21 protein-coding genes are annotated in these 22,717 nt (G+C 40.5%); 5 read left to right on the forward strand and 16 right to left on the reverse strand.

Going from position 1 to position 22,717, the window contains the following annotated elements:
* Positions 1–11 precede the first annotated feature (11 nt).
* On the reverse strand, positions 12–1,826 hold the full coding sequence (locus ACFVS1_RS10065) for an assimilatory sulfite reductase (NADPH) flavoprotein subunit (protein WP_387546939.1): 1,815 nt from the start codon (positions 1,824–1,826) through the stop codon (positions 12–14).
* Positions 1,827–2,155: 329 nt separating this feature from the next.
* Here ACFVS1_RS10065 and ACFVS1_RS10070 point away from each other — a divergent pair, with 329 nt between their 5' ends.
* On the forward strand, positions 2,156–3,064 hold the full coding sequence (locus ACFVS1_RS10070; protein WP_387546942.1) for a LysR family transcriptional regulator: 909 nt from the start codon (positions 2,156–2,158) through the stop codon (positions 3,062–3,064).
* A gap of 316 nt (positions 3,065–3,380) precedes the next feature.
* Positions 3,381–3,695, forward strand: a complete 315-nt coding sequence (locus tag ACFVS1_RS10075; RefSeq protein WP_352924853.1) for an iron-sulfur cluster biosynthesis family protein — start codon at positions 3,381–3,383, stop codon at positions 3,693–3,695.
* A gap of 238 nt (positions 3,696–3,933) precedes the next feature.
* Here the strand turns inward: ACFVS1_RS10075 and sigH are convergent, their stop codons facing one another.
* From sigH to cuyA, 3 genes are all read right to left on the reverse strand, one after another.
* Complete coding sequence (gene sigH / locus ACFVS1_RS10080) at positions 3,934–4,584, reverse strand: RNA polymerase sporulation sigma factor SigH (protein ID WP_352924852.1); 651 nt, start codon at positions 4,582–4,584, stop codon at positions 3,934–3,936.
* 554 nt (positions 4,585–5,138) lie between these two features.
* Positions 5,139–5,642, reverse strand: coding sequence for a DinB family protein (locus ACFVS1_RS10085; RefSeq protein ID WP_387546946.1), 504 nt, complete (start codon positions 5,640–5,642; stop codon positions 5,139–5,141).
* Positions 5,643–6,117: 475 nt separating this feature from the next.
* On the reverse strand, positions 6,118–7,113 hold the full coding sequence (cuyA, locus tag ACFVS1_RS10090; RefSeq protein WP_387546949.1) for a D-cysteate sulfo-lyase: 996 nt from the start codon (positions 7,111–7,113) through the stop codon (positions 6,118–6,120).
* Positions 7,114–7,716: 603 nt separating this feature from the next.
* On the opposite strand from cuyA, the gene ACFVS1_RS10095 reads away from it, so the two are divergent.
* Complete coding sequence (locus ACFVS1_RS10095; RefSeq protein ID WP_387549283.1) at positions 7,717–8,064, forward strand: GntR family transcriptional regulator; 348 nt, start codon at positions 7,717–7,719, stop codon at positions 8,062–8,064.
* 360 nt (positions 8,065–8,424) lie between these two features.
* On the opposite strand, the gene ACFVS1_RS10100 is transcribed toward ACFVS1_RS10095, so the two are convergent.
* The 12 genes from ACFVS1_RS10100 to ACFVS1_RS10155 all read right to left on the reverse strand — a co-directional run bounded on the left by ACFVS1_RS10100 (position 8,425) and on the right by ACFVS1_RS10155 (position 20,028).
* The gene (locus ACFVS1_RS10100) at positions 8,425–9,384 is read right to left on the reverse strand and encodes a VOC family protein (RefSeq protein WP_387546952.1); all 960 of its coding nucleotides are present in this window, start codon (positions 9,382–9,384) and stop codon (positions 8,425–8,427) included.
* Between the two features lie 40 nt (positions 9,385–9,424).
* Complete coding sequence (locus ACFVS1_RS10105; protein WP_387546955.1) at positions 9,425–10,213, reverse strand: SDR family NAD(P)-dependent oxidoreductase; 789 nt, start codon at positions 10,211–10,213, stop codon at positions 9,425–9,427.
* Between the two features lie 33 nt (positions 10,214–10,246).
* On the reverse strand, positions 10,247–10,756 hold the full coding sequence (locus ACFVS1_RS10110; RefSeq protein ID WP_352924845.1) for an aromatic-ring-hydroxylating dioxygenase subunit beta: 510 nt from the start codon (positions 10,754–10,756) through the stop codon (positions 10,247–10,249).
* A gap of 21 nt (positions 10,757–10,777) precedes the next feature.
* The gene (locus ACFVS1_RS10115) at positions 10,778–12,079 is read right to left on the reverse strand and encodes an aromatic ring-hydroxylating oxygenase subunit alpha (protein ID WP_387546959.1); all 1,302 of its coding nucleotides are present in this window, start codon (positions 12,077–12,079) and stop codon (positions 10,778–10,780) included.
* Positions 12,080–12,117: 38 nt separating this feature from the next.
* Positions 12,118–12,903 carry an aspartate dehydrogenase gene (gene nadX / locus ACFVS1_RS10120; RefSeq protein ID WP_352924843.1) on the reverse strand — a complete coding sequence of 262 codons (786 nt, stop codon included), beginning with the start codon at positions 12,901–12,903 and terminating at the stop codon, positions 12,118–12,120.
* A gap of 17 nt (positions 12,904–12,920) precedes the next feature.
* On the reverse strand, positions 12,921–14,366 hold the full coding sequence (locus ACFVS1_RS10125; RefSeq protein ID WP_387546962.1) for an aldehyde dehydrogenase family protein: 1,446 nt from the start codon (positions 14,364–14,366) through the stop codon (positions 12,921–12,923).
* Between the two features lie 12 nt (positions 14,367–14,378).
* Complete coding sequence (locus ACFVS1_RS10130; RefSeq protein ID WP_387546965.1) at positions 14,379–16,067, reverse strand: thiamine pyrophosphate-binding protein; 1,689 nt, start codon at positions 16,065–16,067, stop codon at positions 14,379–14,381.
* A 30-nt stretch (positions 16,068–16,097) separates the two neighbouring features.
* Positions 16,098–16,889, reverse strand: coding sequence for an SDR family oxidoreductase (locus tag ACFVS1_RS10135; protein WP_352924840.1), 792 nt, complete (start codon positions 16,887–16,889; stop codon positions 16,098–16,100).
* Between the two features lie 82 nt (positions 16,890–16,971).
* Positions 16,972–17,910, reverse strand: a complete 939-nt coding sequence (locus ACFVS1_RS10140) for a VOC family protein (protein ID WP_387546968.1) — start codon at positions 17,908–17,910, stop codon at positions 16,972–16,974.
* A 122-nt stretch (positions 17,911–18,032) separates the two neighbouring features.
* Complete coding sequence (locus tag ACFVS1_RS10145) at positions 18,033–18,566, reverse strand: cupin domain-containing protein (protein ID WP_352924838.1); 534 nt, start codon at positions 18,564–18,566, stop codon at positions 18,033–18,035.
* A gap of 270 nt (positions 18,567–18,836) precedes the next feature.
* Positions 18,837–19,652: an IclR family transcriptional regulator gene (locus ACFVS1_RS10150; RefSeq protein ID WP_137020733.1), complete on the reverse strand. Its 816-nt coding sequence runs from the start codon at positions 19,650–19,652 to the stop codon at positions 18,837–18,839.
* 232 nt (positions 19,653–19,884) lie between these two features.
* On the reverse strand, positions 19,885–20,028 hold the full coding sequence (locus tag ACFVS1_RS10155; protein ID WP_387546973.1) for a hypothetical protein: 144 nt from the start codon (positions 20,026–20,028) through the stop codon (positions 19,885–19,887).
* Between the two features lie 755 nt (positions 20,029–20,783).
* Between ACFVS1_RS10155 and ACFVS1_RS10160 the strand changes: the two genes are divergently transcribed.
* Together ACFVS1_RS10160 and yppF are read left to right on the forward strand one after the other, a co-directional pair.
* Positions 20,784–22,076, forward strand: coding sequence for an MFS transporter (locus ACFVS1_RS10160; RefSeq protein ID WP_387546975.1), 1,293 nt, complete (start codon positions 20,784–20,786; stop codon positions 22,074–22,076).
* Positions 22,077–22,336: 260 nt separating this feature from the next.
* Positions 22,337–22,519: a YppF family protein gene (yppF, locus tag ACFVS1_RS10165; protein WP_214746539.1), complete on the forward strand. Its 183-nt coding sequence runs from the start codon at positions 22,337–22,339 to the stop codon at positions 22,517–22,519.
* Positions 22,520–22,717 lie beyond the last annotated feature (198 nt).

Below are 22,717 nucleotides of genomic sequence, written 5' to 3' on the forward strand. Positions count from 1 at the left end.
TCATCTAAATTTCAGTACACATCACGTTGATAACGTTTATTCTGTTGCATTTCTTCAAGATAAGCCTTAGCATCAGCATGGCTCATATTACCTTCTTTTTCAATGATCTCAATAAGCGTATTATGGACATCATGTGCCATGTTTTTCTCATCACCACAAATGTATACAACTGCCCCTTCTTGAAGCCATTCGTATAATTCCCCGCTGTGCTCTCGCATCCGGTTTTGAACATACACTTTTTCTTCTGTATCTCGTGAAAAGGCAACATCCATTTTCGTAAGTACACCTGTTTTCAACCACTTTTGCCATTCGGTTTGATAAAGGAAATCCGTCACGAAATGCTGATCGCCGTAAAAGAGCCACGTTTTTCCTTTCGCTTCAGCTTCTTCGCGATCCTGGATAAAAGATCTGAACGGAGCAATGCCCGTTCCCGGTCCAACCATGATAATTGGAGTGTCCGGGTTATTCGGCTGCTTGAAGTTCTGGTTATGCTGAATATAAACGGGCAGCGTGTCCCCTGGCTGTAATCTGTCCGCACATAAAATGGAGCAGACACCGTTTCTTTCCCGTCCGTGACTTTCATACCGGACAGCTCCGATTGTCAAATGCACTTCATCCGGATATGCGGATAAGCTATTGGCAATCGAATATAAACGGGCTGGCATTTTCCGGAGTATCGATACGAACTCTTGCGCCGATTCGCCCCATGAGCCAAAATCACGGACAAAATCAAGCAAATCACGGCCTTCACGATATTCTTTTAACCTTTCTTCATTACCAGGCTCTAAAAGCTCCTTTAAATCCTCGTTACCTGAAAGCTGTGCCGCTTGTTCAATGAGAGATTTTGTCAAAACCGTAATTTCAAAATCGGAGATGAGCGATTCCCTAAGCTGTCGAAGGTCTCCCTGCTTATTGACCTGCACGGTTTCTTCAGGGTCCCAATTGAGTTCCGTAAGAAGCATATCGACTAAATCCGAATCATTTTTCGGATAAACACCAAGGCTGTCACCAGGTTCGAATGTAAGACCTGAGCCCTCAAGAGATAACTCAAGATGATGTGTCTCTTTATTGGAGCCACGGCCGTTCAAATTTATATTTTCCAACACTTCCGCCTTAAACGGATTTGTTCTCGAATACGTTTGTTCACTTACTGAGGCTTTCGCTGCGGGAACTGCAGCAATTGAGTTGACTTCCCCTTCACTTAAACTAGAAAGTACTCCTTCCAGCCATTCGCTAGCAGGCTCATCATAATCAAGGTCACAGTCCATTCTCGGAAATAACCGTGTCCCGCCAAGTTCCTCCAAGCGTTTATCGAATTGTTTTCCCGTTTCACAGAAAAACTCATATGAGCTGTCCCCTAGCGCCAATACCGAAAAGCGGAGACCTTCAAGGCTTGGTGCCCTCCTGCCATGAAGGTACTCATGGAAGGACAATGTATTATCCGGCGGATCACCTTCTCCATGCGTGCTAACGGCAATCAGAAGATTTTCGATTTTTTTCAAATTGTTGACTTTAAAGTCACTCATGGATGAAATGGTAACCTGAAAGCCATTACCCTCAAGCTTACTCGCCGCATTTTCTGCCAGCCCTTGAGCATTACCCGTCTGTGAACCAAAAAGAATGGTGACCTCTTTTGAAATTGTCTTCCCGCCGCTTTGAGCTTCCAATACCGGGGCGTCGGCTGAACTCATATTCGAAACTGACAAAGATGCAGTCAGATAACCGCTCAACCAAATTTTTTGTGTTTCTGTCAATCCTGGCAGCAGGCTGTTAAGGAGCTCTGCCTGCTCTTGATTAAAGGGACTGTTACTTACCTGAAGTTGCACGATTTCCACCTCACAAGGGATATTAACTTATCTTAGTTGACTATTATGTATAACGAGTGGGTTTAAACATTTTTATAACCATTAATAAATTAATTAACTCGTTTACTCCTATAGACCAAGTCGGTTTTAACTGCAAAAAAAATAGTCATATAGGTTCATAGCACGCAACAAATAAAAAAAATAAGGTTATAAAGGACAATAGCCATCCACAGCCTATACTCTTCCTAAAATAAGTTTCTCATTAAAACTTTACTGGAAGTCACATCATTAGTAAAATATATATAATTTATTATAACTATTAAAAATATTAATAATAAGGAGAAATTTCTATGTACTATGATGCTCTAAAAACATTCGTGACCCTTGTGGAGGTCAAGAATTTTACAAAAACAGCAGAAATGCTTCTTATGTCCCAACCGAGTGTTAGTTTACATATAAAAAAATTGGAGGAAGAGTTCCAAACGAAATTATTTCTCCGTTCTCCTAAATTCCTAAAAGTCACCTTGACGGGAGAAATTCTTTATGACCGGGCAAAGCAAATGATCACAATCTATGAACAGACCAGACAAGACATTCAGGAACACGATAGTTCCATCAAAGGCGAATTAAAGATAGGGGCAAGTTTTACAATAGGAGAGTATATCCTTCCTTCTTTACTCATCGACCTTCAAGAGGACTATCCTGAACTTGAACTTCAAGTCGTAATTGGGAACACGGAAGAAATCGTTCAAGCCGTTCGGCTATACAAAGTGGATATTGGTTTAATCGAGGGTCAAACTAATGAAAAAGAGCTTTCTGTTCACCCATTCATGCAAGATGAGCTATTCATTGTGTCTTCTAACAATCATGAACTCGCTAATAAAGGCGAAGCGGAGATTACTGATTTACATGACCAAGCATGGGTAACCAGGGAAGTTGGATCGGGTACTCGTGAATACCTTAACCACGTCATACGTTCCAATGGATTGAAAATTAAATCGATACTCACGATAAGCAGTAATCAAGGAATTAAAGAAACACTTATAAAAAACGGCGCAGGGCTGGCTCTGCTTTCCCGAAGTGTAATTGAAAGGGATGTACAAAATAAAATCCTTTCTATTATTCAGGTAAAAAATGAATCCTTTAACAGGACACTTTCGTACGTCTATTCCCCAATTATGGAAGATAAGAAGAATGTCAAGACTTTTATAACTGAATTAAACAAAAAATGGCCCATGAAAGCAAAGACGATAGGATGATCATTGCGAAGAATGCTGTTTTATGAATGAAGTTACAGACTGAGGAATCCGGGAGCAGGCTGCTTGACTGGTTGCTTATGTTCACAAAACCCGGAAAAGTTATATTAAGCAAATTTCTACGTTAAAGCCGAGGGTTTTCCTACGTTAAGGAAATATACTTCATTAAGAAGTCAGAGAAATCCCAACTTGTCATTCCTATACACATGAACTTATAAACAATTGGGTATAGGAATAACTAGTAGATTCTTCATGGATTGATTTTTGTTTTCCTTGTATAGATAAAAATAATATCAATTTTTGTATGGGAGCGGGTTTTATGAATATTGAGATTAAAGAAGCAGCGATTGAACAACTATTAAAGGTGGATTATAAAGACAATGAAGGTGTTCGTATCGAAGCCATTTATATTGGGAGCTGTTCGATTTATGTGGAACACGAATTGAAAATTGATGAGAAGAACGAAGATGATGAGAGATTCCTAATCGATGGGGTTCCCATCTTAATATCAAATGAGTCTAAAAAGCATCTTCCGGAAAAAGTCTTTCTTAACTACAGTGATGGACTTGGATACAAATTATATTCAGACGAAGAAACATTGAGATATAATCTCCAGTTGAATAGAGTGAATTGATTTAAAATGAACATAGGAAAAGCCCTTCTGTTACAGTTGGGCTTTTTTGTGTTTATACTGAGGGAATTTATCACAGGCATTTACCAAGAGGGATTTTTATTTTCCCATAGGATAGCACTGCACTAATAGCCCCATTACCAGAATGAATGCATTTAACTATTGTTTTTATCCTTCATAACTGAATCGTTTTGATGTTGCTGCAAATAATAATGAATGACAATTTAAAGAATTATCGTTATTATGCTTCCAACCTCCTGGACTCGAAGTACCGCTCCAACTTTCTTTTTACCCGCTGAAGTGCATTATCGATCGCCTTTTTTGGAACGTTCAATTCCTTTGATATTTCAAAATAAGTTTTTCCTTCCAGGTACAAGTCCACAACACTACTTTCCAACTCACTAAGGACTTCCGGTAAAATTAGCTCAATATCGCAAATTTCTTCTGATTTAATTAAGATCGTGACTGGGTCATTTTGTCTCTGTTCAGCGATTAGATCAATTAGGCACTGTTCCGACTCCCCTTGATAGATAGGCTTATACAATGATACATAATTATTTAAGGGAGAATGCTTTTGGCAAATAGCCGCTTTAACAGCCGTTATGATTTGTCTTGTAATGCACAGTTCCGCAAATGATCTGAAAGATGACTTTTTGCCATTCTTGTAGTCCCGAATGGCCTTATATAGTCCAATCATCCCTTCCTGATAGACGTCTTCCTTATCTCCACCTGTTAAAAAATACTTCAAAGCATTTGATTGAACGACACATCTGTATTTTTTGATTAAAAAGTCCAGTGCATCTTCATCACCATTATGGATTTTCCCAACCAATATTACATCTTCCATATGAGCATAGTTTTCCATTCGTTTCTTCTCGATGATTACACTCATTTATTTTCCCCCACTCACTATGTTGAGTCACGACATAAAAGTTGCATTATCACTTCAATGTATTAAAGTACATTCAATATTATAATAACTCAGAATTGACGATAATGATATTCGCAAATAACGACATTTTTCAACAAAATACTGATATTTATAAGTCCTGCACGATATCTATACACTTTCAGTCAGCTTTCATTGATTTGGTTAAGATCTCGTCATTGTAGTCGTTTTGTTCAACTCCTTATCATTGACGGATATGGTTGTGGCAATCACGGTGGGAGTTCAGGATGATATGGACACTTAATAAAGGGAAAGACTGGAATCTATTGCAGCTTTTACTTTTACTTTGATAACTTTAACCCAAAAAAGGAAACTGCCATTTAAAACATCTTCTCCAATTAGCAGGTTTCATTTTAACCCTGCTTGGCAAAATAAAAAAGCACCCTTCAAAGGATGCTATAACATATTATTTAATTCGGTTATAAAATGGAGATCTGGGATTTAATTATTCGCAAATGTCCCTTCGTTAAGGTCATTATTTAAGCATGCAAAAGTTATTAAAGTGGTGGACTCTCCACACCTAGATGAATCCAATCTTCTTTTGGCGGTCCATAAACCCCATAAGGTTTTATTCCGGCTTGACGCATCAGAACCGTAACTTGTCCGCGATGATGAACAATATGCTTGATTAGCCCCATAAGGATGGATGCATTTGTTTCCTGTCTTCCAAACGCTTCTTGTATTTGCTCGAGGGATTCGTCCGTCCATTGTTGTTCAATTATTTTGGCTGCGTGAGAACTTACATTTTTAAAAGTGATGGCAATTTCCTGGGCTGAAGAAGGAACGTTTTCCGAACTTTCTATCCTGTCTATCTTTAACCCGAAATGAGCTAGATAATCTGGAATATTCGTAGTGAAATGCCACGCAATTCTTCCTAAAGTGCGACCTTCGGGATAAACTTGTTGATCTAAGGAATCATCATTCAAACCGTCCAAAACATTTTGAGTCAGTATGGCTTCTCTATTCCATTCTTTAATAAGATCAGAAATTGAACTATACATATAATACCTCCCCTTTTTCGTTAGATAATTACTTACTCAAAGTACATTATAAAACATACGTTCCCTCATTACAAATTCCTCATGCAATCCAGTTCATTTTGCAACTAAACTTTTAGTCTTATTGAACGTCCATTGCCTTTAAACCAGGCTTAAATCGAATAATGGACGGTAAGTTCGTGACTGCAATTTTATGGACGTGATGCTTTACAAATCTTCCCACTACTGGCTATACCAACAAGAATAATACAAAGGTACAGCTAACGATTGTTGAAGGAAAAGTAGTTTTTGATCATACGAAGTTTTTAATCGAAAAGTAATATAATCATTAAAAGAGGATTCTACAACTGTAGAAACCTCCTTTGTCCATGGACAATTGTCTATTCTGCAACCACTGCGGTAGACATATGTTTTTCGCTTAATAACCATGCCTATTTTAATGAAAAAAGTGGGAATAGGCCACCTGCTGATAAGGACTTCAATTAAATAGAGAAGTATTGGCATATAAAGATGAAGCACCACCAGAGTGAACGAATAAGATGTTATCCTCCGGCTTAAATGTGCCTTTTTGTATTAAATCAATGAGTCCCGCTGCCGCTTTACCCGTATATACCGGATCCAGCAATATCCCTTCCGTTCTTGCCATGAGCTTGACTGCTTCCACCATTTCTGGTGTAGGCAAAGCATAACCAGGTCCGACATACTCATCAAAACACGTAACCGCTTCACGAGGGATTGAATTTGGAATGCCGATATGTGTTAAAGTTTCTTTAATAAGCTGAAAAACTTTCTCTTCTTGTTCCGCTTTTCCTCTGCTTACGTTTATTCCAATTACTGACACTCCACTTTGATTTCCATGAAAACCTGCCACCAAGCCAGCATGCATTCCCCCACTGCCGCTTACACAAATAACTGCTTTCAAATCAATCCCTTGCTCAAAGGACTGTGCCAAAATCTCCTGAGCGCATGCAACATATCCGGTTGCACCAATGACGTTGGATCCCCCAACAGGAATGATGTAAGGTCGGTGTCCTTTCCCTGTTACCTCTTTAGCCACTTTCTGCATTTCTTGCATTAAGTCCGCTCCATTAGGTACAACTATAATTTGGTCAGCCCCCAATAAATGATAGAGAAAATAGTTACCATTAAAATCCGGCTCTGAATTTTTTGAAAGTCCCTCTTCCAACACAAGAATGCATTTCATTTTCTCTTTAACCGCAGCAGCCAGTGTCAAGCGGCAATGATTTGACTGAATGCCCCCACATGTAATCAACGTATCCGCGCCTTTTTCCAATGCATCGGCCACAAGGAATTCCAGTTTTCTTGTTTTATTTCCCCCAGCAGTCAAACCAAGCATATCATCACGTTTGACGTAAATGGATGGTCCACCAAGAACATCAGAATAATGATCTAACCTCTCAATTGGTGTATATGTCGGTGTATATCTCTTTCTAGGAAATTGTGCTAAATTCATTTTAAAGCTCCTCCTGTATCCTATGTATATGAAAGAAATGAAATTATCAATCTATGTATTCATTTCTTTAGTATAATCTTCGATTTCAATCATAGCATCTTTATGAAATCGAGCAACATGGATCTCACTTCTTGCATGGTTATCTGTAAAAAAATCCCCATATACATCATTCATCATGGCAATGTGACGCATATCAACCGTTGATTATCTAACAAAAGCATCAGCAGTTCCCCAATTTCAGCATGGATGGGGGCTTCCCTGATTTTTTTTCCCCTGCCAATAAGGACAGATAGCCTTGTGAGAGTCGTTGGTTATAATAGTTTCATAGAGCACATCCCCCTCCTTTTCTATATCATTAGTTGTGCCGCAACAGAAATGGTCTCGCCACATTGAATTGTATAAATAATCAAAAGTATGAAGCATTGAAATGACTTAAATCATTTTTGAAGATAAAATAAATATACTTGTATATAATTGGATTTTAGAAAGGAGCACCATGGAAACCAATCACTATCAATATATTACAGAACAAATAGAACATTATTCTTCTAAGCCCTTAAGGGAAGCTAAATTTTTTGTTATATAAAATGCATCATCGAAGGAATATTTTTGCCCGGGGACCGTTTAACGGAAGATGATATTGCCCAGCAATTCAATTGTAGCCGTACACCGGTTCGTGAAGCTTTGAGGAAATTGGAACAGGAAAATTTGCTTCAGGTGAAACCTGGAATAGGGATGGTCATATCCAATGTGGATATTGAACTTTTACAGCAGGAATTGGAAATCCGGAAAATGCTCGAAAACTATTCGATAGAAAAAGCTTGTGAAGGAATTACGGAAGAGGAATTAAAAAAACTGGAATGGGCAACGGAAAAACTGCAGCAGGCAATTAATACTAATGACCGAATAGCGGCAAGCCGTGCAAACATTGAATTTCACCGCTTATTATAATCCTACTCGGGAAATACTTCTCCTGCATACATGTATACACCTTAGTTTAAAAAAACCAAACAAATGACTACTTTCAATAATATTAATATTCTGAATTATTTGTCAATATTTTTTCTGTTTGTTGTTAAATTTTTCACTTTTATTTCTACCGTACAAGGCCATGGTTGAAGTCCCCTTCCTCCCCATTGCCTTGTATGCTTTTTACGGTTTCACTTCTAGTTAGTTCATCAGCGGAATAGGTGGAAAAATAGCCAGGTTTTGATTTAATGGGTGCAGGGGTTCGTTATTACAAATTATGTAAGTTCCAAATGCTCAGACAATTACATCCGGAACACCTTTTGATGATCAATTGGTCCATTTTTACTCATCAAAGCGTTCTAGCAATTCAATAATAACTTTATAAGTCGATGTTGTATCCATATAGGCATATCGGCCTTTTCCGTTAAAAAAGTTACCTGTCTGTATGACCGGATAGCCCATTTCTTCTAACATCTTCATTTTAGCCTCCAAGTCTTTTACGACAAATGAGATATGGTGAACACCCTCACCATTTGTTTCAAGATGATCTTTCCACGTACTGGGTGATTCACCAGGCTCGATCAATTCAATTTGAATGAACGGCGTATCGATGAACATATATTTTGACTTTCCTTCAGTGGGCTTCCCTTTGTAAATCACGTTTGTAATATCGGTTGAACCAGAATGGATGATGGGAGGTTTTTCAATCCCCAACAACTTACAATATGCTTCTGCAGCCGCATCGAGGTCTTTTACAACTAACGCTAACTGTTCCACTTTGTTAGTCCCTAATAACGGCTGAACGCTAGCATCTTCTGGTCTTTCCCATGCCGTTTCTCTCGGCTCTGCACTTTCAAGCATTTCAATTAACGTTTTGTGATCATCCAGTGTATCCACATATACATATCGGCCGTCACTTGAAGTGAATTCTCCCGTTTGCAAGGCTGGATATCCACTTTTCTCCATGATTGGCAGCCTTTTTTGGATAGAGTCTACATCAAAAGCAATATGGTGAATCCCTTCACCTACTTCATCCAGGAACTCACGCATCGTTCCTGGATTTTTATCGGGTTCTATTAGTTCAAATTGGACGGTTGGTGTATTCAGAAAAGCCAGTTTGGATTGTGATTCCGTTGGTACACCTCTAAAAGTGACTTTCGATACAGCACTGTCACCAGTTAGAAATGGTTCTGACTTCTTAATGCCCAGCAGTTTTGTGAAAGCTATATTAGCAGCTTCAATATCTTTTACAACAAATGCAATTTGATTCATATTCCTATTGCCCAATAGTGATTCAGCCATACTTATAAACCTTCTTCCCATAGTTTATTTTGTAATGAACTCAACCCAGTCCGCGAACTGACAATCCTCCATCACTGGAGATGACTTCGCCGGTAATTGCACGTGCTGCGTCCGACGCTAACAGGACATAAGCTGCCACATGATCTTCGGGCATCTGTGCAAGCTGAAGAGGGTTTCTTTTTTTAATACTATTGGCCTTCGTTTCATTATCCACGATTTTAACGAATGGACGTAGGGGAGGAATCACCGATAATGCTGTCAGAGTGCCACCAGGCGCAACAGCATTCACCCTGATGTTAGGAGCGAGTTCAAAGGCAAGTTGGCGCATCAGCCCTATTTGGGCATGCTTGCTTGCTGTGTACCACACCCCGCCGCCATCCGGATAAAAACTGGCACCGGATACGGTGAAAATAATATTGCCATTCGATTTTTGCAATTCTTCAAGAGCGGCCTTAGCACCGAAGAAAGATCCTTTAACATTAATATCGATCAGAAAATCATATGCTTCGGAAAGTGCATCGGGAGTTACGTCGGCAAATTTAGCAAATCCATCAAAGACACCTGCATTGGCAACGAAAACGTCCAGCTTTCCAAATTGCTCGACTGTGGCCTGTACAGCCCTCTCATTGTCTTCATATTTGCTTACATCGCCTTGGTTTATGAGTATTTCTTCACCAAATTCCTCCTTCATTTTCATTAGCGTTTCTATCGAGCGGCCGATGATGCTGACTTTTGCCCCTTCTTGTATGAAACGTCTAGTGACAGCCTCCCCGATACCTGAATTGCCCCCGGTAATCAACACTACTTTATCCTTTAACGCCATTGCCATTGTAACCAGCCTCCTCTTTTTACCTAGTCAATATTATACGAAGATAGCAAGATTTCTAGTATTTATCGTTGATTGATCAACAATGAAAATCCGTTTGGATAGTTTCCATTTACCTTGTTCGAAAATGAATTCATCATTTCGTTCCCCCGAAATCAAATCATGTTGAATATCCGTGCTGCGGCTTCGATAGATGAGCAGGTAGCTCTTTACGACAGCCTTTTCACCTTCAACATAGTCCTTAACGCGTACATTAGAGACAAAACGCCGTGTTCTTGATGGCGGTATTTCCGCCCAAGCATAATCCGTTTTCAAACGATCCACGCGCAGTTTCAGCAGCTCAATATCATCATTAAATGTAAACATGTCCGTAGAATAATCCGGGCGTTCCACCCCTTCTTTATTAACACGTACAGGCATTTGATAACGTAAGCTTGAATGCATTAAATCGAACCAATCATCAAATTCAATATCATCCAGAAGTTGAGCTTCATCATACAGCCACTGTTCAAATTCACATTTGAGCAACATTTTCTCCACATTCATTTCCATTCCCCCTCCCGCTTATCATTTCGTCATCAACTCAAGCCAATACTTGTAAAAATTCCTTTGGCTCGCTTCCGTGAATTTATCATCGTAAGCAACACCCGGTCCTATAAAATCAACAGGTTCACGGTGAAGCCCCATTGTATAATTGTAGGTTAAATTCTTTAGGAAAGGCATTGGGCCTTGGGCTGCTTCAGTAATATCCGTAAACACTTCCGTATCATCCTGTTCGAAAATACCGGATGGGCTAAAGGTCAATATAAATGAATCTCTTGATCTATCTTTCCAATCTTGGGAGGCGTTCTTTTCCACGAGCATCCAAGCGATCACTTCCATTTTATTGTGACCGATTGGCCGCCACATTCTAATTGAAGTGTTGGAGATAAATTGGTCTTTGATTTTTGTATGGGAAATTAAAAATGATAAGTTGGGGAAAACGTTCCCAATCATATTCTTTAAGTTTGATAACACTCCATATTGTTCTTCAGACAAATTAGTTTTAAATTCATCCTTCAATTCTTCCGGGAAAGCGAATTCAGGGTTAGGTGTCCCTAAGTTTAGTCCATGCCCATTTTCCGTATGGATTTGAAAACCACGCTTTGAATAGGTAGCATTGGGCACCATGCCAAGTTTGGCAATCGATCCGTGTGTGACCATCGTATGATAGGAATCACCAACAAAGTTATCGGAGCCAACTTTCCAGTTGGAATTGACAACGAATCTTTGCGGAACCCCGATTACTTCCATTTCTGCACGACCTACGAGAATATCCAAATACCATTTAATGTCTCCAAGGAACTCTTCAAGCGGCTCTGCATCTTCATTCCAAGTTCCAAATAAAAGACCTTTATAGGATTCAAGCTTCACTTTGTGAAGGCCCATTTCCGCCCGGTCAAGGTTGCCACCATATATGTCCTTTTGTAATGGCACCCCTACGAGCTCACCAGTGTTTTTGAAATTAAACCCATGGTAAGGACACGTAAATAATGACTTGTTCCCTTTATCTGCACGGCATAGTTTCATTCCGCGATGTGTGCACATATTATAAAACGCCCTGATTTCCCCTTCAGCATCACGAGTGATGATGAGCGAGTAGCCAGCCAGTTCACGGGTCATGAAGTCTCCTTTGTTGGGTACTTCAGAATCATGACCGATAAAAACCCATGTTTTCAAAAACACTTTTTCATGTTCTATATCATAAACCTTTGGGTCTCCAAGGAGGTATGCAGGTATAGCGCCTTCCTCTGGTTTAACCGTATCGTTCAGATGGTTAATAACTTGCTGTTTCGACATTTCTTCTAAGGATTTATCCGTTTTAAGCATACTTTTTCTCTCCCTTCCAAGCTTTAAATCATAGGTCTTTACCCGATTTGAACGCTCTTTTCCTTATTTTGCAGAGTAGCCAAAACACTTAATGCCGCTAGATAACTCGTTTTTGGATTATTTGGCATCGGATCATTTTCCACTTCCAGTTTCAGTTTCCCGAACGAACCTGACGCTTCTATGAGGTGATTGTTTTTTAACACATTCGGATCGGCAATGATTTTCACTTTCGTCTTTTCAGATCCAAGGCCAGCCAAGGACAGCACAATCGCAACATTAATGTTTCTCGGAAACTGTTTAATCGCTTCTGCAGCAGTTCCATCAAATAATACCGTTTCTTCTGTCACTGTAGAACCTGCAGGCAATGCGTTTGGCGGTTTTCTTGTGGTGATGCAAACAGATTCAAGGCCATTCACCGCTTTTGCCGACTTAAGTACATCGAGACCTCCAATCGCACCGGACGGAAGGAGAATATTCACATTATTCATTTTGCAAATCTGATTTGATTGCTCTTCAAATGCAGGATTCGCCATCACGCCAATGCTGCTTAGCAAGAGATCCTTCCCGCTTTTAAGCACTTTCAATGCATACTCTTCAGCTGCTTCGATCGTAGCAGCCTCTATGACTAAATCCACATCGGTTTTAAGGAGTTCGTCGACATCACTAAATGACTGTGTCCTGAATTCTTCAGCTAGCTGTTCCGCGATTTCTTCACGGCGGGCATAAATCGCAACGATTTTCCCACCCGGAAGAAGCCCGTCATTGTTAATGGCCTGAAGCAGAAATTTTCCGATATTACCGCACCCGATTAAACCTAATTTCATGTTCGTTTCATCCTTCCTCAATCAGCAAACCCGTATGAGTCCGCAAAGAATTCCAACCCGCAATGTCTTGTTTCCCGAGAAACACCACTTTCTTTTAAGCCAGGGAAATCCAGAGCCAAGTCGCTGAAAACGGTATGATTATTATGGAAAACCGCACCAGCTTCAAGGCGATCTGCCATTTCGACAGCGATATCTTCATTCTCGGTCCAAACAGATGCACGCAACGCAAACTCACTATCATTCGCTAATTTTACAGCTTCATCAATATCATTGAAAGGTAAAATTGGAATGATGGGTCCAAATTGTTCTACCCGAACCAATTCGCTTTGCTGATCGACACCAGTAATAATGGAAGGAAGCATATAAAAACCTTTATCCCAAGTCTCAGGATTCAACTGAATGCCAGTCGTGATTACATTTCCTCCTGATTTAGCGGTACGTTCGATCAAGCCCTTCACAAAGTCATATTGTGCTTTATTATTCAATGGGCCCATGGTCACGTCAGGCTGAATGCCATCACCAATTACCATCCGGCTAAACTCTTTGGTCAGCTTTTCCACAACCTCTTCATAACGTGATTTTTGGACGTACACTCTTTTTACTGCAGAACAGACCTGACCCGCTGCTCGTAAAATCCCCATCCTCAAACGTTTGATAGCGGCTTCATCCATATTGGCATCTTCCAAAATGATGGCAGGATCATTACCGCCAAGTTCCATATATACTTTTTGCAGATTTCCAGCTGATTTTTGCATGATATCTTTTCCGGTTTCCGTACTACCGACAAACGCCAATGTCCGTACGCGTGAATCGGAACATAGTTTGTCGCCAATTGCTTTTCCTGATCCCGAGACTATATTGATGACTCCTGGAGGAAAATGTTCAGCAACTACCTTTAAACAGGTCATTATTGTTAAAGGACAATTCGTTGCAGGTTTTACGACAACGGCATTGCCTGCCAAAACAGCAGGAATGACCCGTTTAAATGTTAATATCATCGGAGAATTCCACGGTGTGATAATGGCCGTGACACCTCTTGCCCTTCTTCGGATCTGGACTTTTTGATTTCCAGGGAGCACTTCAGGCTTCCACCAATGGAGTAACTCTGCTGCACAGCCCTTCATGACTTCAACACAGCGCAGTAAATCCTTTTTAGCTTCTACAAGTGTTTTCCCATTTTCACGTACAAACACTGTAACATTTTCCTCGATTACTTTTGAAAGTTCGTCTGCAGCAGTGTTCATCCGCTTAGCCCGTTCCCCGATATCAGATCGGGACCATGTTTCAAAAGCATTTTCTGCCGCTTCAATCGCGTCATTGACTATTTCTTCAGAGCATTTTGCCACCTGGCCAACTACTTCTGATGTATTTGCCGGATTTACTACATCGACTTGTTCCGATATTTCTAACCATTCTCCATTAACTAGATATTTCCCTGAAACAAATGGGTATGTCGAAATCATTCTCAATCCTCCTTATAGTCTTTTGGGCTTGAATGCTTCCGCAGCTCCGGGCGGTCCGCCAAATGGCTTGGCCATTGGCCCAACAGCTTCCATATCAACAACGATCATTGTAGGTTTACGTCTTTCCTTTGCCTTTTTCATTTCGGATAAGAATTCATCTCCAGAACCAATACGAACAGCATCAAAATGCATGGACTCAGCCAATTTCACAAAATCAGGACTCAATAAATCCACGGCTACCTTCCTACCATATGCGGCTGTTTGAATGTTTCGAAGAACCCCATAGCCTGAGTCATCGAATAATACGATGATAATTGGTAAGTTTTCTTCGGCTGCCGTGACCATTTCCCCGACATTCACCATAAACCCACCGTCCCCAGCCATTAAAACGACAGTCTTATCTGGACACCCCATTTGGGCACCGATTGCTGTTGGAAGACCTTGACCAATTCCGCCGCCTGATGCATGAATGGATGTTCTCGGTTCATAGATTTCAAATAAACGGCTGCCCCAAACGTTTGCCTGTACGGTTACATCACGAACCAAAATGGTATCGTCTGGTAATATCTCCCTCATGCCATCCACAAATTGCTCGTAAGGCCCAAGCGTTTCCCTTAGTTGGGCGCGCACTTCATTTCTAAGCGAAAGAACATCTTCTAAATAAGAAGGCTCCGCATGAACTGAATGGTCTTCGAGCTTTTGAATGATGGCAGCCAGCATACCTTTCGCATCGCCAACCAAACCTAACGAAGCTTTATAGTTCCGGTTAATGGCCTGCAAATCCGCATCGATCGCTATATGTTCTTGTGGCACCGGCACTTTCCAGTTGGATGTTTCATTCCCCCTAAACCTTACACCTACGCTAATCAATAAATCTGCATTTCTTAAAAACTCTTTAGTTGTTTCATATGCTGCAAAATGTCCGATGCATTGTTCATGGTTTTCTGGAATAGCCCCTTTTCCTGACTGACTTGTTATAACCGCTGCACCAAGGAGTTCCGCTAATTTTTGCAGCTCTTGCGAAGCATTGGCACTGATGACTCCACCACCAGCCCATATTACAGGACGGCGTGCGCCTACCATTTTTTGCACGGCTTGTTCAGGAATAAATGGCAATGAATTTGTTTCAGATGTTGAAGACCGCAACCCTTCGAGTGAAAGATCTTCTATGATCGCCGATTGAAAGTCAATCGGGATTTCCAATGTAACCGGACCGGTTGGTGCAGTTAAAGCTTCTTGGATCGCCTTCCTTACCACTGCTGCTGATTGGTCAGGATTTCTAAGCCTCACTGCATTTTTACAAGCTCCGCTCATCATTGATAGCTGGTCTTTACACTCATGTATGTATCCTTTACCTGTACCAAGATAAGAAGAAGCCACCTCACCGGTAAGATGAAGAAGGGGAACACCAGCTGCCCATGCTTCCACTAAAGAACCAGCAGCATTTCCTGCCCCTGTTCCGGTACTTGTAATCACTACACCCAGTTTCCCAGTGGCGCGGGCATATCCATCAGCCATATTCACGGCACCGCTCTCACCGCGTGAACAAATGAGTTTGATGCTCCCTTCTCTAAGAATTGCATCATAGATGGGCATATTGTGAATACTGACAATCCCGAAAGCAGTTTCCACTCCTGCTTGTACAAGCTCCTTTACGATGGAATCGGCGGTCGTAAACTCTATTTCTTCGTGTATTTTCATCGCGTTATCCTACCTTTTTTAGTAATATATTTATAGTGCTTTTCCGATCGCTCCTGCCGTCTCAATCGTCGAACCCGCTACATAACTTGCTTTGTCTGAAGCAAGAAAAACGATGACACTGGCCACTTCTTCCGCTTCACCTACACGGCCAAGAGGGATATTACGTTTTTTCGCAAGGTCTCCGTAATACTCTTCAGGGTCCATATCAGGTGCATTTTTCAATCTTCTTCGCTCCCATTGATCCGTCCGGATCAACCCAAGACTCACTGAATTAACCAATATATTGTCAAAGGCCAATTCCTGGGACAAAGTTTTGCTTAAATTAAGGAGACCAGCCCTTGCTGCTGCAGTCGCTACCATATGACGTTCAGGTTCTTTAGCAAGCGTTGCATTAATATTAATGATCCGCCCTCCTCCCCTTTTCACTAAATGAGGATGCGAAGCACGAACGGCATATATGATGGCAAAGAACTTTAACTGAATCTGTTCTTCCCACTGCTCATCCGTTATATCAAAAAAGTGACCCATCACGCTTTGACCGGCTGCATTCACCAATATATCGATTCCGCCAAACCTCTCAGCAGTACCATTAATGAAAGAATCCACATCCGATTTTGATGTGACATCACATGTTGATGCAAAAATATCTGCCTTTTCACCAAATGGGAGCAATTGACTTTGTGCACTTTCCATACGCTCAGCGCTTCTGCCGCAAATTGCCACTTTCGCTCCTTCAGCTAAAAACATTTCTGCTGTTTTTAATCCCACTCCCGACGTGCCGCCCATAATGACAGCCACTTTTCCTTGCAATCCTAAATCCACTCTCTTCACTCCTTTTCAAAGCCATTTTCCTCAAACGCTGTAACTATGTGCAAGAATCATGGGAGGAAATCAAGAATCCTCCTCATTTTTCCGCCATGACAGAACCATCTATATGAGAATCAACCCAGCCTGGATCGGGATCTCCTCCCATTGCTTTGCGGGCTTCAGGTCTCGGCGGCCCTGCAATCCCCCACTGATCCATTAAATGCGGAACCCGTTTCCATACACGTGCTCTCCACTCAGATTCATCTTCAATCGTTTCCAGATAACATGTATACTCCATGACAAAACCGCCTGGGTCTTGAAAATAACAGAAGATATTGTCTCCCGGCCCATGACGTCCAGGTCCCCAAAGTTCTGACAAGCCCGCTTTTCGCACATTGCTTATTCCTCGCATCAATTCATCCACGGAATCGACCTCGTATGCAATATGATTGACTGACGCATGCTCATCTTGATTGAAGGCTATGGAGTGATGCTTTCTGTTGCACCGGAGGAATGACATTTGGTGCTCACTCCAATCAGTAACTTTAAAACCAAGTACATCCGTATAAAACGCAACGATCATATCTAAGTTCTTCGTGTTCATCACAACATGATTCAATTTCACTGGATCAACATTTTTCTTGCTCCAAATAGACGTTTGCACTTCAACCCAAGCCGAAAGCTCAATCACGCGGTTTTCCGGATCAATAAACCGCAGGCCATAACCGGCACCTGCTTCATTCAAATATCCAGGCGGTTCAATAATTCGAACGCCCTTCGATTGTAATATCCCAGCAGCACGATCCACCGCATTTTTATCGACCATGCCAAAAGCTATATGGTGCAATCCACGTTTTTCTCCCTTGTGCAGGCTTAAAATATGATGTTCCGGTCCCGCCCCGCGGAAATAAACCGTATTCTCCTCATCCGGAACATCGACTCTATCCAGACCCCAAACCTTTTCATAAAACTCTGCTTGATCGTCGAAATTCGGAGTTATCATGCTTATATGTCGTAAATGAGTAATCCCAAGCATTTTTTATACCTCCCATATTTAGATTGCCCTTAGATCATTTGCATTGGCCATCTTTTACAATCTAATCGAAAAGGGCGCCTCATTAATTTTCATAATGCAGGTGCCCTTTTTTGGCTAAATGATCAGTCTTTAATGATGGCTTCTCTTTCTTTAGAGCGTTGTTTACGCAGTTCTTCGAGGTCACTGCCTTCAGGATATGTCGGTAAGTTAGGCTTCACTGCCCCTAGCATCACTAGCATGCGCGCCTCTACATCCCCGTCATTCCTGATTCCCCGATAAACCCCTGGTGGGCTGCTGATGCAGTCTCTCGCACTTAATTTAATTTCATGCACTTCACTGTAGCTGTCCTCTTGAATTAATGCCGTGACTTCACCTTCAAGAATGAAAAACACTTCTTCAACATCGTCGTGAAGGTGCAAAGGACCGATACATCCCGGAGGAAGCACCATTGTACTTAAAGTGAAATGTTCACCTGCAATTACATTCGTATCATTATTGGCAGTGGCACCACGTCCGATATATCTCATCTGTGCGCGTTTATAAGCGGGATCAATTTCTTCTTGGAACTTCAAGACATCCCAATCAAGCGAACGGTCTTTCAATCGGGCAACATATTTTTTTTCAAAATCCTTCACTGAAAAAGTTTCTTTAGTCATTTTAAAATTCCTCCCTTATTTGTTGTTTCCAAATCGCACTGTGTTTCATAAGCAAAACATTGTTTTGTCTATGAATTAAGTCTAAAATGAAACCGTTTCATTGTCAATTAGTTTTTAGAATATTTAAAACTATTTTTATAATCCGAACGTTCGCCAATACGGGATAAACTTGTAAGGCTTTGCTTTTATTAACACAAAAAGTGTGGATTCCCTATTGGGGATCCACACTTTCGAAAGCGGTTATTCATTTATTAATAGATTTAAAATCGTTCAGACATCTTCATGTTGATAAGGCTTAACACCGCTATATCCCATATAAACGGATAACTGCCGAGAAACTTCCAACAGTTTCGGCAAGGCAATTTTATCGATGAAATCCTCCTGGTAAGCAGACTCTGTTGCCACGACATTCAAGGCAGCCAATACTTTCCCTGTCCTGTCAAAAATCGGGGCGGCAACAGACCGGATGCCAGGGTGGAATTCCCCGCTTGTCATCGAATAACCATTTTGCCGAATCGATTCCAATTGTTTTTGAAATTCACCTGGCGCAGTGAGTGTTTTGTCTGTATAAGGAGTTAGGTTTGAGATTTTGAACATTTGCATTAGCATTTCTTTCGGTTGATATGCCAAAAGTAATTTTCCATTGGCCAAAGCATGTGCCGGCAGCCGTAAACCTATGTTTACATTGACAGCGGATACACCTCTGATCGGGGCACTTCCAACATAAACAACTTCCTGTCCATCCAAAATGGACAGATGGCAGGAGGCTCCGATTTCATCACGCAAGGTCTCCATATAGGGTTGGACTATTTCCTGGAATTTCAAGCTATTCAAATAGCTGAATCCCAATTCAAGAACCTTTGGCGTTAAACTATAACGTTTCGTATGTTCATCCTGAGACAAGTAACCAATATTTTGTAATGTGAATAATAAACGATATGGTACCGTTCTGCTTACTCCCAGTTGTTTTGCTATTTCTGAAAGAGACAAGCTCGGCTGTACTTCATTAAAGAGCTTAATGATTTCCAAACCTCTAACCAATGAATTAGCACTATATTTCTCTTTCTCTTTTTCTTCGCTTGCCATTCGAGTATTCCCCCCGTTGTGAATAAATCTCATTTTCTCCTGACTATAACCATTCAGTAAAGCTTTCTTTAGACCTAGAAAGAAGAACTTGCAGTATATGTACATTTTTTTCTGATCGTTCATTTGGTGAATGTTTTTGATGCATACTTCAATGGTAGCCTGTTTTCTTTTGCTTCCTTAACTTGACAGGAACTTTGGCGCCAGTAGCTGCCTCTTCCCTCTGCTATCAAGTTCATCCGATTATATTTCGATGGATTGTAATCAATTCAAACGTTTCGTTACTTTCTTTCATGCTAACAACAGCTGGTCCGCGAGTCACATCAGATATAATCAACTCTTTCACGGCTTCCGGATAACGGCTAGTAGCGATAACCAAGCTCCTTGTTTCCCAAGCACTGTAGAATAACAAGCTCATTCCTTACTGATAATGAATCGGGCAGTACTGCAAATTGGCAACCATTTCTACCTCGCAATCCTTTACCCGTCATATTTAAGTAGAATAGTGTATATGTGTCAATTAAAGCATATTTACATATATAAAACTATTTGGAAGGCCTAGCGTAATTGACTTATCGACAGGGAAGCTCGTTGTTATATAACCAAATATACAAGTAAAAACAATGAAGACACCGATATTCTTTGCCGAATCAGGGAATTTTCCAATATTAAGTATTTCATATACAAAACAATATAAATGAATTATAGATTTTCCTGATTTTAATTTCAATATCAACATGTCAGAATTTTTAATAATTTGATAATAATTTGTTTTTTTGACATCAAGAATTAGATTTACAGCCAATATAAGTACTTGCTTGACAGAGATCCATCTACTCAAAAAAGATGAAACAGAGTTCGGATTCTGATTGAAAGCGCTTATAAGATTGTTTATTCAAAAAATATAAAATTGTCAAAATATTAAATTGACAATCAATTTATTTTAATTTATCGTTAAGAAAGTAAAACTTCGTTTTCCTTACAAAACACTTCTGTTCCTTTTTATCTATCAAAATTATAAAGAAAGGCGGGAAAAATCAAAACTAGTACCTTTCTAAAGGGATAACCGTAAAACACTTATTCTCACATATACGTGTTTTACGGAATGTTAAAAAGCGATAAGGAGATGGTATTATGTTAAATGGGCAAAAAAGATGGTTGTATATTGCCGTTCCAATTTTTTTCTTTTGGTTTTTCGGGCAAATTGATAAGGTTGGCATTTCCATCATTCAAACAGATCCAGAATTCCTGCATGCACTCGGTATGACAGGTGATGACAAAAATGCAAAGATCGGTCTTCTATCATTTGTATTCACCATTGCTTATGGAGTTTCAAATCTTTTTTGGGGCTTCATCATTGATAAATTAGGTGCCCGTAAAACAGCCATCGCCGGTTTATTCGTTTGGACACTCACGATGATCATGTCAGGCCTGGCAAATTCATATGAAATATTTTTAATTAGCAGGATCATTCTTGGATTTGGTGAAGGGATGATGATTCCGGTTTCCGGAAAGCTCATTTCTAACTGGTTTAATAAACGCGAATTGGGGAGGGCCCAGGCATCTTGGCTTACCGGAAACTATTTAGGACCGGCAATGGGAGCCGTCGTTTTGGTGCTCGTGATATCTTTACTCCATTGGCAAGCAGCTTTCTTTATGCTTGCAGCTTTCAACTTATTCATAAATATCCCGATGTTCATCTTTATGACGAGGAATACGCCAGAAGAGCACTCCCGTATAAGTAAGGAAGAATTGGCTTTCATTCGCCAAATGGATGATGAATTGAAAGGAACCACCCCCACCGAGAACAAGAAGAGTTTCGCCCAAGATTACCGTTTCTGGATTGTTTGGTTCGGCATGCTCGTATGCTCCTTTTTATTCTTCGGAATCAGCATTTGGCTTCCTACCTACCTCATTGAGGCAAAAGGATTCCAAAAGGAAGGAATGTCGAGCATTACTTCACTTTCCTGGCTATTCGCTCTAGGATTTGTCTTGGCATGCGGTTTTCTTGCTGACAAAACCAGACGTCCAAGTTTGATGGCCACGATTCTATTTTCATTAACGGCTGTCTTTTTGACTGTAGCTGTCTTCATCCCCAACCCTATTTTGGCAGGACTATGTATGGGACTGGCAATGGGATGTCAAGGCGGTGTGTTCCATCTAAGTAATATGCTCATGGTAAAATACTCAACACCTGAAACTGCAGGTCGAGCCGCTGGTCTCATTGGGTTCACGAATATCATGGGCGGCTTTTCGAGCTATATCATGGGATGGCTTCGTGACTTGTCTGGCGGGGACTTCAGTTCATCGATCGCGATGCTGATTTTTACAGCCTTCCTAGGTTTGGCAGCTTATTTATTCTCCATTAAGAGAGAATCAGCAGAACTGCGCTTATCACCTTTACCAGTACAAAAGATACAAGCATGAAGTCCTTGAAAGATCAATTTCATCACCTAAATCAACAAAAAAAACCCTTGAATCATCAAGGGATTTTTTTTGTGCCGACTTAAAATCAAGTCCATATCGTTCTTTATGCATTTCCCGATAAAATTTTCAACGCTTACTCCGAATCACTCCTTTATTTGTATAAATATGTCGATAGTTAAAATATTCAAAAAATGATATTTTTTTGATTACCCATGTTATATTGTTAATGGAAAAAAATACATGTCAAGTAAGGTGAGTGTGTGAATATAGAAGTTTTAATTCTCCATTATATTCAGGAAAAACGTCAAAAGCCTAACCATGCCAATGAATTATTGGATTATATTCAGAATGAATATGTAAACGGGAAGCTGTCAATCTTGCAATATAGAAGTCTCTGTCAGGACTTATATCTTCGAGGAGCCAAGCAAACGTCCCCTGGGTGAAACTACACCCTTGTCACTAGTCATACTACTTCCAATTGTGAATGATTTTAGTTTCTGTTTTTTCCGAAAAACGACCGATCCTTACATGTAAAGTCGGTCATTTCCTCTCTCCTCAATATGTTCATAATAAATAAAAGCCTCCGTGATCTGCCAACCGAAGACAGTTCACGGAGGTAAATGTTACTTAATCAGACATTG

It is taken from the genome of Peribacillus sp. NPDC058075 (genome assembly GCF_042885195.1).
Lineage (GTDB): Bacteria > Bacillota > Bacilli > Bacillales > DSM-1321 > Peribacillus.

Coding starts and splice junctions, on each gene's coding strand:
- ACFVS1_RS10070 (WP_387546942.1), top strand. CDS start 2,156: ATGTACTATGATGCTCTAAAAACATTCGTGACCCTTGTGGAGGTCAAG.
- ACFVS1_RS10075 (WP_352924853.1), top strand. CDS start 3,381: ATGAATATTGAGATTAAAGAAGCAGCGATTGAACAACTATTAAAGGTG.
- sigH (WP_352924852.1), bottom strand. CDS start 4,584: ATGAGTGTAATCATCGAGAAGAAACGAATGGAAAACTATGCTCATATG.
- ACFVS1_RS10085 (WP_387546946.1), bottom strand. CDS start 5,642: ATGTATAGTTCAATTTCTGATCTTATTAAAGAATGGAATAGAGAAGCC.
- cuyA (WP_387546949.1), bottom strand. CDS start 7,113: ATGAATTTAGCACAATTTCCTAGAAAGAGATATACACCGACATATACA.
- ACFVS1_RS10100 (WP_387546952.1), bottom strand. CDS start 9,384: ATGGCTGAATCACTATTGGGCAATAGGAATATGAATCAAATTGCATTT.
- ACFVS1_RS10105 (WP_387546955.1), bottom strand. CDS start 10,213: ATGGCAATGGCGTTAAAGGATAAAGTAGTGTTGATTACCGGGGGCAAT.
- ACFVS1_RS10110 (WP_352924845.1), bottom strand. CDS start 10,756: ATGAATGTGGAGAAAATGTTGCTCAAATGTGAATTTGAACAGTGGCTG.
- ACFVS1_RS10115 (WP_387546959.1), bottom strand. CDS start 12,079: ATGCTTAAAACGGATAAATCCTTAGAAGAAATGTCGAAACAGCAAGTT.
- nadX (WP_352924843.1), bottom strand. CDS start 12,903: ATGAAATTAGGTTTAATCGGGTGCGGTAATATCGGAAAATTTCTGCTT.
- ACFVS1_RS10125 (WP_387546962.1), bottom strand. CDS start 14,366: ATGATTTCGACATACCCATTTGTTTCAGGGAAATATCTAGTTAATGGA.
- ACFVS1_RS10130 (WP_387546965.1), bottom strand. CDS start 16,067: ATGAAAATACACGAAGAAATAGAGTTTACGACCGCCGATTCCATCGTA.
- ACFVS1_RS10140 (WP_387546968.1), bottom strand. CDS start 17,910: ATGCTTGGGATTACTCATTTACGACATATAAGCATGATAACTCCGAAT.
- ACFVS1_RS10145 (WP_352924838.1), bottom strand. CDS start 18,566: ATGACTAAAGAAACTTTTTCAGTGAAGGATTTTGAAAAAAAATATGTT.
- ACFVS1_RS10150 (WP_137020733.1), bottom strand. CDS start 19,652: ATGGCAAGCGAAGAAAAAGAGAAAGAGAAATATAGTGCTAATTCATTG.
- ACFVS1_RS10160 (WP_387546975.1), top strand. CDS start 20,784: ATGTTAAATGGGCAAAAAAGATGGTTGTATATTGCCGTTCCAATTTTT.